15 protein-coding genes, 1 pseudogene and 1 riboswitch are annotated in these 17,195 nt (G+C 40.9%); of the genes and pseudogenes, 11 read left to right on the top strand and 5 right to left on the bottom strand.

Annotated features, from left to right (window positions below):
• Positions 1-144: 144 nt before the first annotated feature.
• Both yjbH and HCK02_RS07940 read right to left on the bottom strand, forming a co-directional pair.
• Entirely contained in the window at positions 145-954 is an 810-nt protein-coding gene (yjbH, locus tag HCK02_RS07945; RefSeq protein ID WP_167629597.1) for a protease adaptor protein YjbH, read from the bottom strand.
• A 207-nt stretch (positions 955-1,161) separates the two neighbouring features.
• Positions 1,162-1,767, bottom strand: a complete 606-nt coding sequence (locus HCK02_RS07940; protein WP_167629596.1) for a CYTH domain-containing protein — start codon at positions 1,765-1,767, stop codon at positions 1,162-1,164.
• Positions 1,768-1,897: 130 nt separating this feature from the next.
• On the opposite strand from HCK02_RS07940, the gene yjbM reads away from it, so the two are divergent.
• Genes yjbM through fabI form a run of 4 tightly spaced genes read left to right on the top strand, consistent with a single transcriptional unit; the run spans position 1,898 to position 5,147 of the window.
• Positions 1,898-2,560, top strand: a complete 663-nt coding sequence (gene yjbM / locus HCK02_RS07935) for a GTP diphosphokinase (protein ID WP_167629595.1) — start codon at positions 1,898-1,900, stop codon at positions 2,558-2,560.
• 25 nt (positions 2,561-2,585) lie between these two features.
• On the top strand, positions 2,586-3,383 hold the full coding sequence (locus HCK02_RS07930; RefSeq protein WP_167629594.1) for an NAD kinase: 798 nt from the start codon (positions 2,586-2,588) through the stop codon (positions 3,381-3,383).
• A 9-nt stretch (positions 3,384-3,392) separates the two neighbouring features.
• A complete protein-coding gene (locus HCK02_RS07925) occupies positions 3,393-4,298 on the top strand; it encodes an RluA family pseudouridine synthase (protein WP_167629593.1) in 906 nt (301 codons plus the stop codon).
• Positions 4,299-4,358: 60 nt separating this feature from the next.
• Entirely contained in the window at positions 4,359-5,147 is a 789-nt protein-coding gene (gene fabI, locus HCK02_RS07920) for an enoyl-ACP reductase FabI (RefSeq protein WP_122865161.1), read from the top strand.
• 53 nt (positions 5,148-5,200) lie between these two features.
• On the opposite strand, the gene HCK02_RS07915 is transcribed toward fabI, so the two are convergent.
• Entirely contained in the window at positions 5,201-6,673 is a 1,473-nt protein-coding gene (locus HCK02_RS07915; protein WP_167629592.1) for an LM6179_1298 family efflux MFS transporter, read from the bottom strand.
• Positions 6,674-6,808: 135 nt separating this feature from the next.
• Here HCK02_RS07915 and HCK02_RS07910 point away from each other — a divergent pair, with 135 nt between their 5' ends.
• From HCK02_RS07910 to HCK02_RS07880, 7 genes and pseudogenes are all read left to right on the top strand, one after another.
• The gene (locus HCK02_RS07910; protein WP_167629591.1) at positions 6,809-7,864 is read left to right on the top strand and encodes a M42 family metallopeptidase; all 1,056 of its coding nucleotides are present in this window, start codon (positions 6,809-6,811) and stop codon (positions 7,862-7,864) included.
• A gap of 18 nt (positions 7,865-7,882) precedes the next feature.
• The gene (locus HCK02_RS07905; protein ID WP_167629590.1) at positions 7,883-8,353 is read left to right on the top strand and encodes a glutathione peroxidase; all 471 of its coding nucleotides are present in this window, start codon (positions 7,883-7,885) and stop codon (positions 8,351-8,353) included.
• 106 nt (positions 8,354-8,459) lie between these two features.
• The gene (locus tag HCK02_RS07900; RefSeq protein ID WP_167629589.1) at positions 8,460-10,028 is read left to right on the top strand and encodes a peptide chain release factor 3; all 1,569 of its coding nucleotides are present in this window, start codon (positions 8,460-8,462) and stop codon (positions 10,026-10,028) included.
• 87 nt (positions 10,029-10,115) lie between these two features.
• The gene (locus tag HCK02_RS07895) at positions 10,116-11,573 is read left to right on the top strand and encodes an amidase (protein WP_167629588.1); all 1,458 of its coding nucleotides are present in this window, start codon (positions 10,116-10,118) and stop codon (positions 11,571-11,573) included.
• Between the two features lie 69 nt (positions 11,574-11,642).
• Positions 11,643-11,806: riboswitch (yybP-ykoY riboswitch) on the top strand.
• Between the two features lie 21 nt (positions 11,807-11,827).
• On the top strand, positions 11,828-12,592 hold the full coding sequence (locus HCK02_RS07890) for a TerC family protein (protein ID WP_167629587.1): 765 nt from the start codon (positions 11,828-11,830) through the stop codon (positions 12,590-12,592).
• A 100-nt stretch (positions 12,593-12,692) separates the two neighbouring features.
• A pseudogene (locus tag HCK02_RS07885) lies at positions 12,693-13,463 on the top strand (TerC family protein); the annotation flags it as partial.
• Between the two features lie 51 nt (positions 13,464-13,514).
• The gene (locus tag HCK02_RS07880; RefSeq protein WP_167629599.1) at positions 13,515-14,840 is read left to right on the top strand and encodes a TrkH family potassium uptake protein; all 1,326 of its coding nucleotides are present in this window, start codon (positions 13,515-13,517) and stop codon (positions 14,838-14,840) included.
• A gap of 42 nt (positions 14,841-14,882) precedes the next feature.
• Here the strand turns inward: HCK02_RS07880 and HCK02_RS07875 are convergent, their stop codons facing one another.
• Entirely contained in the window at positions 14,883-16,040 is a 1,158-nt protein-coding gene (locus tag HCK02_RS07875; protein WP_167629586.1) for a VanZ family protein, read from the bottom strand.
• Between the two features lie 87 nt (positions 16,041-16,127).
• The gene (locus HCK02_RS07870; protein ID WP_167629585.1) at positions 16,128-17,171 is read right to left on the bottom strand and encodes an acyltransferase family protein; all 1,044 of its coding nucleotides are present in this window, start codon (positions 17,169-17,171) and stop codon (positions 16,128-16,130) included.
• Between the last annotated feature and the right edge of the window lie 24 nt (positions 17,172-17,195).

Raw genomic sequence — 17,195 nt, 5'->3', positions numbered from 1 at the left:
ATGTATGTTCTATCACAAGTATATCTAAAAAAAGACTGTAAACAAAGTTTTTCACTACTTTGTCTACAGTCTGAAAGGAATCCCAAATACGGGATTCCTTTTGATTTTGACATAAAGAAACAGCCGAAGCTGAATTCGGCTGTTTTAATGTTTGACCGATTGCCAAAGCACTTCACCGTTTTTTAAATAAATCGGTGTGACTTTTTGTTGCAGGCGCCACTTTTTCATTTGCCGTTCAATTTGACAAACTGGCACATTATAAAATTGTGCCATGGATTCAACCGATGTGAGTTTGACTTCTGCCATATAATCTTCCATTTCTGGTTTTTCTGGCTCTGGAAAATGATTTAAGAGTTCAGAAAGAATATGCACATAAACATCATAACGATGTAGGCCGCTGATTTTAAGCCCGGCTTCTTCAATATTTCGGTTAAAGAAGACGATTGTTGGGTTTTCAGTAATTTCCATTTCCCGTGCAACTTTTTGATCGCCGACATAGGCACGCTTCGCGATGCTTGAAGAAAAGTCTTTTTTGAATTCGGCTAAATCAAGCCCCACTTCTTCGGCTTTGTTAAAAAGAACCGTTTCATTTGAAATATCTTCACCGTACACAAAACAAGCTTCCTGAATCTTACGTAAAAAAGTAATACCGAGATTTTTTCCTTGCATTTCGGCAGCTTTAACAGCAAGACAAGAAACATAAGATTGATGCGCCTGCTCTTGCTGGTCTTTTAGTGGAATTCCATCTGCCGCGCGCTTTTTCCTGCACATAAAAGTTTGTAGGTTGTTGTGGAGAATATATCGTAACTTAAAGTAATTTCCATATTCCATCTCAAGGCGTCTGATGTTTGATTCTAACTCAAAACAATCGTGACAAGCAGGATCGAAAAAGAGATAAATCTCAATCGGCTTACTGTTGGCGACAGATTTATAATAAAGATTTCGATTGATCATTTTAATCACCTGATTTTTTATTTCTAATCTAGTTTAGCAATACTTTTGCATCCTAATGAAATTCTATAGAAGTATAGTTATGAAAGAAGGATACAATATACCATCTGTTTCTATTTTATCAGCGTCCTCTCAATTTAACAAATAATTGCAACTTGAAACGGATACCCACATAAAAAAGTGCGAGAGGAAAGCCGATTTTGAAAGCAGTTAAGAGTCTTTATTTTGGTAAACATGTTTATAAAAACGCTCGATTTTGTTCGGCGCTTCTTCTTGATGGATTTCGTGTTTTTCAAGTAGTTTGTAAAAGACTTTCTCGCCTTCTTCGTAATTCTTTACTTCATACTCTAGGTCGAAATCGGTGATGCCGCCGTAGAGGTTTTTGTCAAAAACGAGCAGACCATCTTGATAGTCTTTTTCTGCACGAATGGTTGTGAGCGCCCCAAACATTTCTAGCTCATTGTAGTCAACGCCAAGTTTTTCAAGCGAATCTCGAACTGAACCGGTGGGGATATTGGAACCATTTAAAATAGCTTCAGCTTGATCACTTCCGAGAATTTGCGTGGTTTCGAGCAAGCCTTTTCCTTCAGGAGTTTTTAAAGTGAGTTCAAATTGATCAGACCGTTTGCGGATTCTTAGAGCACTCTGCTTGTTCTTTAACGCAAAAACCCTTGTATCTAGGTAATAGTTGGTTTGTTCAAAAAAATCTTCTTCTTTTAAATGGAATAAGTCAATTAAATATTGGTATTCTTGTTCGGTTAGCATATTGCGGAATTCAATTTCGAGTTCTTGCAAACGAAACGCCTCCTTTTTCATAAAACACTCTTTGTTTCATAGTAGCATGAAAAAATAAAAAATACGAAGAAAGTGATGACTGCCGAACTGGAACGAAATGTGATAAAATAAATGAGGTAGAAAATGTAAATTTTATTTGAGGTGAGTTTTTGTGAGTCATTGGGAAGATTTCTTAGCACCTTATAAGCAAGCGGTTGAAGAGTTGAAAATAAAGCTCAAGGGGATGAGAGGACAGTTTCAGCTTGAAAATAACCACTCGCCAATTGAATTTGTAACTGGGCGTGTCAAACCGATTGCGAGTATTTTGGATAAAGCCAATCAAAAAAATATTCAGCTGGATCATTTAGCGGAGGAAATGCAAGATATTGCAGGCCTTAGAATGATGTGCCAGTTTGTAGATGATATCGAGACGGTCGTGCAGCTCTTACGCCAAAGACGTGATTTTCACATCGTTGAAGAGCGCGACTATATTGCGAATAAAAAACCGAGTGGGTATCGTTCTTATCATGTAGTGATTGAATATCCCGTTGAAACGATTCAAGGGGAACAAAAGATTTTAGTGGAGATTCAAATTCGGACGCTTGCGATGAATTTTTGGGCAACGATTGAACATTCGCTCAATTATAAATATCAAGGTGAATTTCCAGAAACGATGAATAAACGTTTGAAACGCGCAGCGGAAGCCGCCTTTCAGTTAGATGAAGAAATGAGTCAAATTCGTGAAGAAATCCAAGAAGCGCAAGTTTTCTTTTCTGAAAATAAAATCGCGCAAAAAGGAGAAACGATCAGGGGCTCTGAGGTTCCGAAAAAATAGTTGACTTGATAAAGGAGGAAACACTGTGAAGTATGTCATCACGTCTAAGGGGGATGAAAAGTCCAATTTGCTGAAACTCTCGATGATTGCGGAGTTCGGAGCTTACGAAGGAATGGTTTATGATGAAGCAGAGCCTGAAATCGTCATCTCGATCGGTGGAGATGGTACGCTTCTCGCTGCCTTTCATGACTACCAGGAGCGGCTCGCTGAAACGGCCTTTGTTGGGATTCATACGGGGCATCTTGGCTTTTATGCAGACTGGCGACCACATGAAGCGGAGCAACTAGTTGCCAAAATTGCGAAAGGGAAATTTGAGCGGGTGAATTATCCGCTTTTAAAAACAACGGTTTATTACAATACTGGAAAAAAGAAAGATGAATACTTGGCACTTAATGAGTCGACCGTTAAAAGCTCAGGCGGTCCATTTGTTGTGGATGTTGTAATCAATAGTACTCAATTTGAAAGATTTCGTGGCGATGGGCTTTGCATGTCAACGCCAAGCGGGACAACGGCTTATAATAAATCACTCGGCGGGGCTTTAATTCATCCATCTGTAAAATCCATGCAGCTCACCGAAATGGCCTCGATCAATAACCGAGTTTACCGGACGATCGGGAGTCCGCTTGTTTTTCCAACGCATCACCGCGTACATTTAAAGCCAGTGGATGATCGTGATTTCCAAATTTCGATTGATCATCTCAGCATTTTGCACCGGGATGTACATGAAATCATTTATGAAATTTCGGACAAAGAGATTCATTTTGCTCGATTGCGCTCTTTTCCTTTTTGGCGCCGAGTGCATGATTCCTTTATCGAAGACTAGGAGGAAATTGTGTTTTTAGAATGGATTGCAGAAGAAAAGGATACAGATTTGCTGCTTCGAACTTTTCTTCGTCACAAGCATATTTCAAAGCAGCTGCTTGCATCGGTCAAATATAACGAAGCTGGGAAAATTGAAGTGAACGGCCAGGAAGAGAACGTTTTATACCGTGTAAAGTGCGGAGATGAAGTACGTGTTACTTTTCCCCCCGAGAAGGAAAACGCTCAATTAATTGCCGAACACGATAAACTCGATATTCTTTACGAAGATGATTTCATTCTCGTCTTGAATAAAAAAGCAGGAATGGCTTCCATCCCCGCGCAGTTTCATCCAAGCGGCTCTGTGGCAAATCATCTGAAAGGCTACTACGAGACAAAAGGGATCGCCTCCGCGATCCATATTGTGACACGACTTGACCGAGATACATCTGGACTCATGCTGATTGCGAAGACACGCTTTGCTCATGCAAGGCTTAGTGAAACCCTTCAAAAGGGGCTTTTAAAGCGGCGCTACGAGGCTCTTGTATCCGGGAGGCTTCAAACAAATCAAGGCAGCATTGAAGCGCCCATTGGACGCAAAAGCGATCTTAGCATCATGGAACGCGTTGTGACAAAAGACGGAAAATATGCCAAAACCAATTTCAAACGCCTAGGGTGCTATCAAGGTTTCGATCATGTTGAAATTGAACTTGAAACGGGAAGAACCCACCAAATTCGGGTGCACTTTTCACACATTGGTCATCCTTTGCTCGGAGATGATATGTATGGTGGGAGCCTAGATTTGATTGCTCGGCAAGCGTTACATTCTTGCCATTTGCACTTGATTCATCCGTTTACAGAAGAATATCTCGAATTTAATATTCCGCTCTCGGATGATATTTTGGCGGTTCTTAGGCAAACTGAAAAAGAAATAGATTGAAAAAAATGGGCTGTCATGTGAAAATAGAAAGGGCAATCCGAAAATAGGAGGAGAAACAAAATGAATTTGACATTAGCTGGAAAAACGTATGTTGTAATGGGAGTAGCGAACAAGAGAAGTATCGCTTGGTCGATTGCGAAATCATTAAATGAAGCAGGGGCAGATTTAGTTTTTACATATGCTGATGATCGCGCGAAAAAAAGCATTGATGAACTGAAAACATCACTTCATGAAAATAATCATGAGGCACCTGTTGTTCAGTGTAATGTAAATGATGAAGAGGGAATCAAGAACGCTTTTGAAACGATTAAATCCGCAAAAGGAAAAATCAGCGGTCTTGCACATTGTATCGCATTTGCAAATAAAGAATTCTTGACGGGTGACTATTTAGAAGTGGACCGGGAAAGCTTTTTACAAGCACATGAAGTAAGTTCGTATTCGTTTACAGCTGTTGCACGCACATTGAAGCATCTAGATATGTTAACAGAAGATGCAAGCTTACTCACACTTACTTACCTTGGTGGGGAACGCGTGGTTGAAAACTATAACATTATGGGTGTTGCAAAAGCTTCACTTGATGCGTCTGTGAAATATTTGGCGATGGACCTTGGGAAAGTTGGCGTGCGTGTTAATGCGATTTCTGCAGGCCCAATTCGGACGCTTTCTGCAAGAGGCGTAAGCAGCTTTACGAAATCACTTTCTATCGTAGAAGAAAAAGCTCCACTACAACGTTCGACTGATCCAGATGAAGTGGGAGATACGGCTTTATTCTTATTTAGCCCGCTATCACGTGGGATTACAGGCGAAATGATTCACGTCGATAATGGCTATCATATCATTGGCTTCTAAAGCCTAAAAAACGCTCTAAGCGATTCGCTTAGAGCGTTTTTTTATAATTTGGATTAAGAGTTGCTGCGATGCTTGCCTGGCAAAATAAAATGTAAGAAAAAGCTAATGATAGCAAGAAGAAGCATGCTCCAAAAAACAAGATGAAGTCCTTGATACAAGATATCACGCAGTGGTGAAATTAAATCGGCAGCCACTTTTCCAGAAGTTTTCGGGCTGATGAGTAGATTTAAATTTGTGCGATTAAGGCCATCAAGGCTAGCAGCTCCAAATTGCTTTGCAAGAATCGAGTTGAAAATCGTGCCGAGGATCGCAACGCCAATCGTTTGACCAACTGTTCGGAATAAAGTGTTGGATGCCGTTGCAATACCAGTTTGGTGTTTTGGAACGGCATCTTGAACGGTCACAGTCGTTGTTGTGAAAATGATTCCGAAGCCAAAGCCCATCAAAGCACTATTTAAATAAAAGTAAAGATCCCCTGTGTCTTTCGGAAAGAGCGCCAGAATGATGCCGCTTGCGATTGTAAAAAGAATCCCAATGCCAACTGTTCGGCGGTTCCCAATTTGAGTGAGCCACTTGCCGCCAAGAAAAGACCCAAAAATCCAAGTGATAGAAAGTGGTGCGATCATTAAGCCTGCTATAGTGGCCCCGTGTCCGAGCATTCCTTGTGCCCACATCGGAATATAGACATTGATGCCAATTAAGAAAGCACTGACGAAAAAGCCGATTAAATTGCCAATCAATACCACCGGGTTCTTGAAAAGAACAAAAGGCATGATCGGGTCTTTTGCACGCTTCTCGACAAAATAAAAGCAAGCAAATAAAAGAATGGCGAGCGCAAAGAGAACAAGAACAAATGGCTCCGTCCATTGCAGCGTTTCTCCGGCGCGTTGTAAGCCAAACAGCAGCACTAAAAGCGCGACAGTAAAAATGGTGGCTCCGAGGTAATCGATTGGCAAGCGTTGTTTTTCAATGTCTTCTTTTAAGTATAGCCAGATGAGAACAATCGTTACGATGCCTACAGGAACATTGATGAAGAAAATCCAGTGCCAAGAAAGTTGATCGACGAGGAAACCACCTAAGAGCGGTCCAAAAACTCCAGCAATTCCCCAAGCAGATCCCATGAAACCAAGCACACGAGCACGTTTTTCAAAAGGATAGACATCGGCGATAATCGTCATGGTAGAAGGTAAAATCCCTCCGGCTCCAATTCCTTGAATGGCTCTAAAAATAATCAGTTGCTCCATATTTTGCGCAAAACCGCATAATACTGAACCGATAATAAAAATAAGCGTTGCAATCACAAAAATAAGCTTCCTGCCGTAAATATCGGATAATTTACCGTAAATCGGTACAGTGACGGCGGAAGTCAGTAAATAGACAGAGAATATCCAGTTCATAAGTTCAATGCCATTTAACTGGCTCACGATCGTTGGAATCGCCGTACTAACGATGGTTCCCTCGATTGCTGCCATAAATGTAGCAACGAAAACGGCAAGCGTGACAGCTTTCACTTTAGTTTGTTCCAAAACCTTACCTCCCTCTATCTCTATATCTCAAGGCATTATAGCACAAAACAGCTTTGTTTTAAATCACTCGAAGCACTTTTTTATGCCTTTGCTCCCAATTTTCGCTATAATGAGAAGGTGAAGGAGGCGAAGCACGTGACTTATCAACCAAATACAAAGGAAACGATGCAACTGATTCAAACTTTAACTGAAATTCCAAGTCCCACAGGGAATACGGCGATTATCATTCAAAAAATTGCCGAATACTTGGATAGCTTGAATGTTTCCTATATAAAAAATCATAAGGGAGGCTTAATTGTCACCTTGCAAGGGGAAAATCAAGCGAAGCACAGAATGCTTACGGCGCATGTGGATACGCTTGGGGCGATGGTAAAGGAAATTAAGGCGGATGGCAGGCTGCTGCTTTCGCTCATTGGCGGCTTTCGTTTTAATGCGATTGAAGGCGAATATTGCCGGATTGAAACGAGTTCGGGGAAAACTTACTCGGGCACCATTTTGATGCACCAAACGTCCGTTCATGTTTATAAGGATGCGGGAACGGCCGAGCGGAACGAGCGCAATATGGAAGTGCGGATTGATGCACGAGTTACAAATGCGGAGGACGTCAAGAAACTCGGGATTGGCGTTGGCGACTTTGTGTCGTTTGACCCGCGGACTGAAATTGTAAATGACGAATTTATTAAGTCACGCCATTTAGATGACAAGGCGAGTGTTGGCATGCTGCTGCGCCTCATCCAGCATATTCAAAAAGAAAAACTGGCACTTCCTTATACAACACATGTTTTGATTTCAAATAATGAAGAAATCGGCTATGGTGGGAATTCGAATATCCCGGAACAAACCGTTGAATATCTGGCTGTAGATATGGGAGCGCTTGGCGACGGGCAATCATCGGATGAATATACGGTTTCCATTTGTGCAAAAGATGGCTCTGGCCCGTATCATTATGGCTTACGTAAACATTTAGTGGAGCTTGCCGAAAGAGAAGAGATTGCTTACAAAGTCGATATCTATCCGTATTATAGTTCGGATGCAAGTGCTGCGATTCATGCTGGAAATGACATTATTCATGGTCTTTTAGGGGCTGGGATTGATGCTAGCCATGCTTACGAAAGAACGCATAAAGATTCGCTTTATTACACGGAAAAATTGCTTTATCATTATTTATTTTCGGAAATGGTAGACGAATAAAGAAGGAGCTGACGCAAGATGAATGTTCATGATTTTAAGGAAACGACGATGGCAGGAGAAGAAGTTGGTCTTAGCGAATTTAAAGGCAAAGTGCTTTTGATTGTAAACACGGCGAGTAAATGCGGTTTGACGCCTCAACTTGAAGGTCTCGAGCGACTTTACGAAACCTATCAAAATGAGGGATTTGAAATCCTTGGTTTCCCGTGCAATCAGTTTTTACGGCAAGATCCTGGCAGCAATGAAGAAATTCTGGCTTTCTGTGAGCGAAATTACGGGGTGACTTTCCGGATGTTCCAAAAAATTAAAGTGAACGGCAAAGAAGCAGATCCGCTTTATCAATATCTAGTAAAGGAGACGGGCGGCAAGAAAATTGAATGGAACTTTGCTAAATTTTTGATCGATCGAGATGGAAATCTTATTGAACGCTTCTCTTCGAAAACAAAACCAGAAGCGATTGAAACGAACATCCAAACGGCACTAGCTAAGTGATCGACGAGTTTTTTTAAAATGCGGCTAATTGATTTTAGTCGTATTTTTTTGGTTTCAGTTATGATATACTAGTGAGATGTGAAGAAATCGAGGAGGAATTGGAACGATGAGTCAGGATTTGCAAAAAGAAGTGGCAACACGCAAAACCTTTGCGATCATTTCTCACCCGGATGCCGGAAAAACGACCATCACAGAGCAGCTTTTGCTATTTGGTGGTGCGATTCGTCAAGCGGGTACGGTAAAGGGTAAAAAGACAGGGAAATACGCGACCAGTGACTGGATGGAAATCGAGAAGCAACGTGGGATTTCGGTTACAAGTTCTGTGATGCAATTTGATTATGAAGGTTTTCGGATTAATATTTTAGATACGCCGGGACACTCGGATTTTAGTGAGGATACGTACCGGACGCTTATGGCTGTTGATGCGGCTGTGATGGTTATTGATTCAGCGAAAGGGATTGAGGCGCAAACGATTAAACTCTTTAAAGTTTGTCGCATGCGTGGGATTCCTATCTTTACATTTATGAATAAAATGGACCGAGAAGGAAAAATGCCACTTGAGCTTTTATCTGAGCTCGAAGAAGTGCTCGAAATTGAATCTTATCCGATGAACTGGCCGATTGGAATGGGAAAAGAGCTTATGGGTTTATATGATCGGTATCATGGCGTTGTTGAACGTTACAGGGCTGAAGAGGGCGAAACGTTTCTTCCTCTTGGAGAAGATGGCGATTTAAAAGAAGCGCATCCGATTCAAAATTCAAGCTATTATACGCAAGCGCTTGAAGAAATCATGTTATTAGATGAAGCGGGAAATGAATTTAGTCGTGAACGAATCGCGTCAGGTGAATTAACGCCTGTCTTCTTTGGAAGTGCCTTAACCAATTTTGGCGTAGAAACATTCCTCAAAACTTTTGTGGATTTCGCGCCATCTCCATCGCCGCACGAAACAAATAATGGCGAACTACTTCCTGAAAACCCTCATTTCAGTGGTTTTGTCTTTAAAATTCAAGCGAATATGAATCCGGCACACAGAGACCGTATTGCTTTTGTGCGGATCTGCTCTGGTGAATTTGAACGAGGGATTGCAGTAACGCTCACGCGGACTGGGAAGCAAATGAAGCTTGCGAATTCGACACAATTTATGGCGGATGACCGGGAAAATGTGACGCGTGCTGTTGCTGGCGATATTATTGGTTTGTATGACACTGGGAATTATCAAATCGGGGATACGATTTCAAGTGGGAGCAAAACAATGGAATTTCCGAAATTACCACAGTTTACACCCGAACTGTTCATGAAAGTTTCCGCAAAAAATGTTATGAAACAAAAACATTTCCATAAAGGCGTTGAACAACTCGTGCAAGAAGGTGCGATTCAGCTGTTCAAAACTTGGCGAATGGAAGATTATATCATTGGTGCTGTTGGTCAGCTCCAATTTGAAGTATTTGAACATAGAATGCGCAATGAGTATAATTCAGAGATCATTATGGAACCGATCGGGAAGAAAATTGCTCGTTGGATTCGCGAAGAAGATGTGGATGAAAAACTATCGACAGCTCGAAGCATGCTCGTGAAAGACCGCTTCGATCAGCCGCTATTTTTATTTGAAAATGAATTTGCGATCAATTGGTTTAAAGATAAGAATCCAGATATTGAATTAACGGCTTTGCTTTAATTCATATTGACCACGTTGCTAAAAAGCAACGTGGTTTTTTTGCTATGCTATAATGAAAAAATAGATTGAAACAGATAAAGGGGGAAGATGACAGTGAAAGATGCTACTTATTGGGTTCAAAAATGGAAAAAGAAAGAAATTAGTTTGCCTGAATACTATACGGAGTTAAATCGAAAAGTCGAACAACAAAATCCAGCTTTGAATGCTCTTGTTGAATGGGATTTTGATGCTCTTCTTAAAGCGGTTCAAAACTTCAAAGTGACGGAAGAAGCACCGTTTTCTGGGTTAGCGATTCCACTTAAGATGCTCGGGCAGGAAAAAGCAGGTTGGAAGTCTACTTTCAGTTCGCGCTTATTCCCGGATAATCGTTCGGCGCAAACCTCTAATTTTACAAGTAAGCTAGAACAAATTGGTTTTATTCCTGCTGGGCAAACGAATGCGCCCGAATTTGGCTTTAAAAATATCACGGATCCTACGCTTTATGGCTCTGCGCGAAATCCGTGGAATTTAGATCATTCACCGGGTGGTTCAAGTGGAGGCGCTGCAGCGGCAGTAGCAAGTGGCTTATTTCCTATTGCAGGCGCGAGCGACGGCGGGGGCTCAATTCGGATTCCTGCTTCTTTTAGCGGATTAATCGGGCTAAAACCAACTCGTGGCGCAATGCCGAACGGCCCTGGGGGATTTCGTGGCTGGCAAGGTGCATCGATCGATTTCTCCCTAACGGTGTCGATGCGAGACACAGAAAAGCTATTTTATGCGATGCGAGGGAACGACAAAGTGGCACCTTACCACCCACCAAGAGAAGAGTGGGAAACGCATGTGTTTCCGAAACGTTTGAGAATCGCTTATTCGACGACTTCTCCTGTTCATTTGCCTGTTTCAAATGAAGCGAAACAAGCGGTCAAGCACATCTGCGAAGAATTGCAGGCGCTCGGACACGACGTTGTAGAGGTTCCTTATCCCGTTGATGGCAAGAAGCTCATGGCAAGCTATTATTTGATGAATGGTGCTGAAACTTCATCGATGTTTGCAGGAATTGAGGCGCAGCTTAAACGCAAAATGACAAGTGAGGATATGGAACTCATGACTTGGGGAATTTATCAATACGGGGAACGTCTCGCGGCGAAAAGTTATGTGCAGGCTCTCAATTTATGGGATCAAGCCGCGTTCAAAATGGAAGAATTATTCCAGACGTATGATTTATTTTTAAGTCCGGCAACGGCTTTTTCCGCGCCGAGAATTGATCAGGAACTTCAAAGTGATGAAATTCGTGCGCGACTTCAAATGGCCGATCAACTGAGTGAAGCAGAACTCGCTGACTTAGTCGATGCCATGTTTGAAAAAAGTTTGACGCTAACGCCGTATACGCAACTGGCGAATTTAACAGGTCAGCCTGCAATTAGTTTACCAACACACGTAACGGCAGAAGGACTTCCGCTTGGCATTCAATTTATGGCGTCAAAAGGAAGAGAAGATCTGCTACTTGGAGTGGGAAAAATCTTAGAAGAAAGAGAGCAGTTCAAGTTGCCACAAGCCTACAGCTGAAATAAGTAAAGATTGACTTTCACAAATTCACATGCTATGATAACAAAGTAAAATTTGATAATCTTTTTGACAGATGTCAAAGGGGAGTAGCACTGATTTTTAGGAATCAGGATAAAATCGTCATTACATGGATACGGCGTATTCATCGGTTTTATTAACATGTCACATGTCAGCGAGACCTTTGCCCATAAACCGGGTGAGGTCTCGCTTTTTTTATCCTCACTCGGACTGTTAAAAATGAAGGGGGATTTTTTATGGATACTGCAATGTTACTCGAATACGGCTGGGTACTTCTCGTACTAATTGGGCTAGAGGGGATTCTTGCCGCTGATAACGCCGTTGTTATGGCCGTTATGGTCAAACATTTACCGGAAAAACAACAAAAACGAGCTCTTTTTTATGGCTTACTGGGAGCTTTCGTGTTCCGCTTTACGGCGCTCTTTTTAATTTCCTTTTTGGCAAACGTTTGGCAAGTGCAGGCGCTCGGTGCGATTTATTTACTTTACATTGCCATCAGCCACATTGTGAAACACGCGAAAGGGGCGGAAGACACAGGTAAAGCGAAGCAAAAGAGCGGTTCTGGCTTTTGGATGACCGTCTTGAAAGTCGAAGTAGCGGACATTGCCTTTGCGATTGATTCCATGCTTGCAGCGGTTGCCCTAGCGATTACACTACCAAGAACCGGCTGGGGAGAAATTGGCGGAATTGATACAGGTCAGTTCATTGTGATGTTCCTTGGTGGGCTAGTGGGACTTATCATCATTCGCTTTGCAGCAACGCAATTTGTTAAGCTACTTAAAAATTACCCATCTCTTGAAACAGCAGCCTTTCTGATTGTCGGCTGGGTGGGCGTTAAACTAGTTGTTTATACTTTATCGCATGAAAGCCTTGCGATCATTCCACATGCGTTTCCAGAGTCAAAATTATGGAAATTGACTTTCTGGGGTGTCATGATTTTGATCATCATCGGGGGATGGCTCGTTTCCGTTCGACAAAAGAAAAAACAAAATCAGTCATAAAAAGCTTAACAAGGACAAATAAAAAGTATAAAATGAGAAGGTATGTATGAGGAAAGCGTACAACCTTCTTAAATTTAGAAAGAAATGTTGGTGGAGTAAATTGGACTTCTCGATTCTAGCAGAATATGCTTGGGTGTTTGTGGTTCTTGTCGTTTTAGAAGGAGTTCTTTCGGCCGATAATGCGGTTGTTATGGCTGTTATCGTAAAAGGGTTGCCGCATGACAAACAGCGTAAAGCCCTTTTTTACGGGTTGCTCGGCGCTTTTGTTTTTCGTTTCATTGCGCTTTTTTTAATTTCTTTTCTCGTCAAGATTTGGGAAATCCAAGCTATCGGTGCACTTTATTTGCTTTACCTTGCGATTAAACATATTGTAGATTTAAAACGAGGAAAAAAAGAAGAAACGAAAGCCGAGGAAGAAGATCGGAAGACGGTTTCATTTTGGGGAACTGTGTTTCGTGTTGAATTAACGGATATTGCTTTCGCGCTTGATTCAATGCTTGCTGCAGCTGCTCTTGCGATGACGCTTCCAGACTTCGGAGATTTCCACATTGGTGGAATGAATGGTGGTCAATTTATCGTGATGTTCCTTGGCGGACTTGCTGGGCTCATCGTTATTCGGTTTGCGGCTACACAAGTTGTGAAGCTGCTTGAGCGTTATCCAACGCTTGAAACAGCTGCTTTTCTGATCGTTGGCTGGGTAGGCATCAAGTTAGCCATCTACACGCTTTCGCACCCTTCCGTAGGTATTTTAGATGAGCATTTTCCAGAAACAACAGCATGGAAAGCTGTTTTTTGGTCCGTTATGATAATAATTGGGTTAGGTGGTTATGTCATTGCCAGAAGAAAAGAAAAAACCAGAACAAAGAGACTGTATCTCGAAAATAAAAATATCCGGAATAAAATTCGTATTATCTTATCTCGCATGACACCTGTTCAAATTATTATTGCGTATTATTTTTTCGCGGTCACGATAGCGACGATACTCTTAAGTTTACCGTTTACGCAAAAGCCAGGCGTACATGTCTCTTTTATCGATACTTTATTTACTGCAGCGAGTTCTGTTAGTGTGACAGGGCTTGCAACCATTGATGTTGGTCAAATTTACAGTACAGCAGGCATTTGGGTATTGATGGGGATTTTTCAACTGGGTGGACTAGGTGTTATGATGCTCAGCACATTCTTTTACTTAATTTTACGACGAAAAATTGGCTTAAAACAACGTCAGTTAATCATGACTGATACGAATCAATATACGATGAGCGGTATGGTACGCATGTTGCGTGAGATCCTATTTTTAATTTTAGGCATTGAGCTTGTCGGAGCTGTTGTTTTAGGACTTTATTTCATTCCGTTTTACCCTACATTTGGAGAAGCGATGTTTCAAGGCTTGTATAATTCCGTTTCGCTTGTTACAAATGCCGGTGTTGATATTACAGGAAATTCTCTGATGCCTTTTGTAAATGATTATTTTGTGCAATTTATTTCGATCTTGCTGATTATTGCAGGGGGAATTGGGTTTCCAGTTTTACTTGAAACACGTCGTTTCTTGTTCGAAAAAAATTCTCTTTACCCATTCCGCTTTTCTTTGTTTGTCAAAGTCACCACCGTTACTTACATGGCTTTGCTCGTTGTCGGGGGATTACTCATCTGGTTGATGGAATACAATCATTTTTTCAAAGGAGGAAGCGCAGCAGAAGGCTTTTTCAATTCGATGTTTCTTTCTGCGACGTCAAGAAGTGCCGGCTTGCAAACGATTGATGCCGGTTCACTTACGATCCCCACTTTGATTGTCGTTTCGATTCTGATGTTTATTGGTGCTTCTCCAAGTTCTGTTGGCGGCGGGATTCGAACAACAACTTTTGCCATTGTGATTCTCTTTTTGGTGTCGGTTATTCGTGGCAGAAATCACATTTATGTATTCGGCCGTGAACTTTACCAAGAAGATGTTCGGAAGTCGCTTGCGGTCACATTATTTGCAGGCATTCTTTGCTTTTCGGCGATTATTTTGCTTGCCCAGACCGAGCAGGCAACGTTGATTGAAATTATTTTTGAAGTCTTTTCTGCTTTTGGAACCTGCGGATTGACGCTTGGACTTACGCCAAACTTAAGCCTAGCTGGCAAAGTGATTGTTATTCTACTCATGTTTATTGGGCGCGTGGGGATTATGTATTCGATGCTCAGCTTGCGCAATAAAAATGAACCTAAAAATGCGATTCGCTTACCGAAAGAAAAAATCATCACAGGTTAAAAAACGATCAACGAAGCTCTAGGCTTCGTTGATCGTTTTTTTCTATTGTACATCTGGATGTTTTGATTGAAAGGTGCTGATTGAAGCGGTATGACTCATTTTTTCGTAAAACAGCCGATTGTCTTTTCGGAAGAAGTTCACGATTAAGTGTAGCACAAATAAGAAAAACACCAAAAATGAAATAAAGAACAGAATCAACAGAATTTGTGGAGTAGCCATTTCTTGAACTTGTTGATTGAGCGGAACTAAAATTAGTCCACCAAGTAAATAATACAGGAGCGCATAACGCCCTAATAATTGCCAAAAGCTTACTCGTGTTCCAGAAACATTTGCAATTCGTATGCGTACGATCCATTTGCCGGGCGTAAAGCCATTTGTGATCGTGGGGAAAATAATAAAATAAAGAAAAATGATTACGATAGTATAAAAAATATGCTGATAACTGTTTCCTCGCGTTTGTGAAACCACTTGCTCGGACAATAAATGTGTCAAAGTCAAAATAAAGCCAATGATCCCGATGAAGAACCAGTCGATCAAATAAGCTAAAAGTCTGCGAATATAGCTGACGCGTTCGCTTTTTTGAGTGCTTAGAGAATCAATAGCTTCTCGTGTTGGAAGGAAAAATGTGAAAAGTGGGGCCATAAAGAAGCCAATCACACCGCCAAGCGTATTGAGCATTAAATCATCGACATCAAATAAGCGGTAAGCGTGCGGATAAATCCCATAAATGCCCGTTAACTGAGTAACTTCAAAGAAAAGTGAAATGAGAAAAGAAATAATAAGTGCTTTTTTGAAAGAAATGCGGAAATAATAACGCAAATAGACACCAAGAGGAAATAGTAAGAAAATATTAAAAACTGGCTGAATTACAACATTTTGAATCATAGCTCGCAAATAAGTAGCTGGATTTGAAAAATCAAAAACGGTTTGATCCAGAAATTCTCGTACAAAAGTAAAAGGAATAAGTTGAGGCGTCGGAGCTTTCATTTGAGCGACGTCTTGCATCTCTGGAAGAGGGAGTAACGTCAAGAAAAACGCGGACATCAAGTAGAAAATAAAAGTAAAGATGATAAAAACACGCATGAATGTGATACTGCCAAATTTTCGATAGGAATAAATGGCAAAAGGAATGGTGAGAAATAGAGCGAGAAATGGGAACAAAATTAGTGCAACTTCAATTGGGAATAAATAACTGGACATCAAAAAGATCCTCTCTGTGAAAAAAATAAGTCTGCCACTAGAAGAATCAAGCAGCAAACTTATTTTAACTCAATATCGCGAAATTGACTAATAACTTTCATGTGAAAAGCTTTTGTTTCGTCGCAAGAAGTTTTTCATTTTGTTTATCCGAAGTTCCACGACGGGCTGGACAAGCGTTGTAACAATATTTGTTGAAAGTAGTGCCGCTAAACTGAAGGCAAGCACCATTAAAATCATAAAGGTTTCAAAGTTATAGCTGATATTTGACATTCCAGCTTCACGGAGAGATTTAATAAAGAAGCCGTGTAGTAAGTATACATAGAGCGTGTTTTTACCCCATTTTGTAAAGAAGAATTGTCTTTTTGGAACAAAAGTAAAGAAAGCGGCAATTGATGCAAAGCTAATCGCGTAAATCAAAACGCGCATGAGCAATCCAAGCACTTTCGCATCCACAAATTCGCCGTAAGGTTTAGAACCTAAAAACCAATCTTCATCAAGTCCAGGATTTACTAAAATGAATCCAAGAATAGCTATGAAAATAGCTCCGCCAATGATTTTGGCTGCATTTTTCTGTAGATAGAGGAAATGTTCTTTTTTAAGGAAAAATCCAGCTAGGAAAAATGGGAAGAACACAAAAGTTCGCGATAAGCTTAAGTAGCCATCAATGGAATCTACGTAACCTGCAAGAAGTCCGACCACAATAGCTATGGAAAGGGAAGTAGCAGGTTTTAATTTGGAAAATACATAAAGCATTAAATTCCAGAAAAATAAGCTAAGTAAGAACCAAAGAGACCATTCCGGATCTAAAAAGGTCAGTGAGAAGCTATCTTCGCTAAGTAGAAAATAATAAAAGACAGAATAAATCGATTGGAAAAGCAAATAAGGTAAAATCAATTTTTTCATCGTTTTCATTAAATAGCCAGATTTCCTAAAGCCTTTGGCAAAATAGCCAGAAATTAAAATGAAAGCTGGCATGTGGAAAGTATAAATCATACTGTAAAGTATCCGTACGCTGTCGTGTTCTGAGACAAAGGGTTGTAATAAATGTCCAAACACAACAAGAAAAATAAGAATAAATTTTGCATTGTCAAAATAATAGTCGCGTGGCTTAACAAGTTTGTTTTCAGTCATAAGAGTTCACCGCACATTCCTTTC

The organism is Listeria valentina (assembly GCF_011800755.1).
GTDB classification, from domain to species: Bacteria; Bacillota; Bacilli; order Lactobacillales; family Listeriaceae; genus Listeria; species Listeria valentina.
This window is presented reverse-complemented; position numbering and strand designations above follow the sequence as displayed.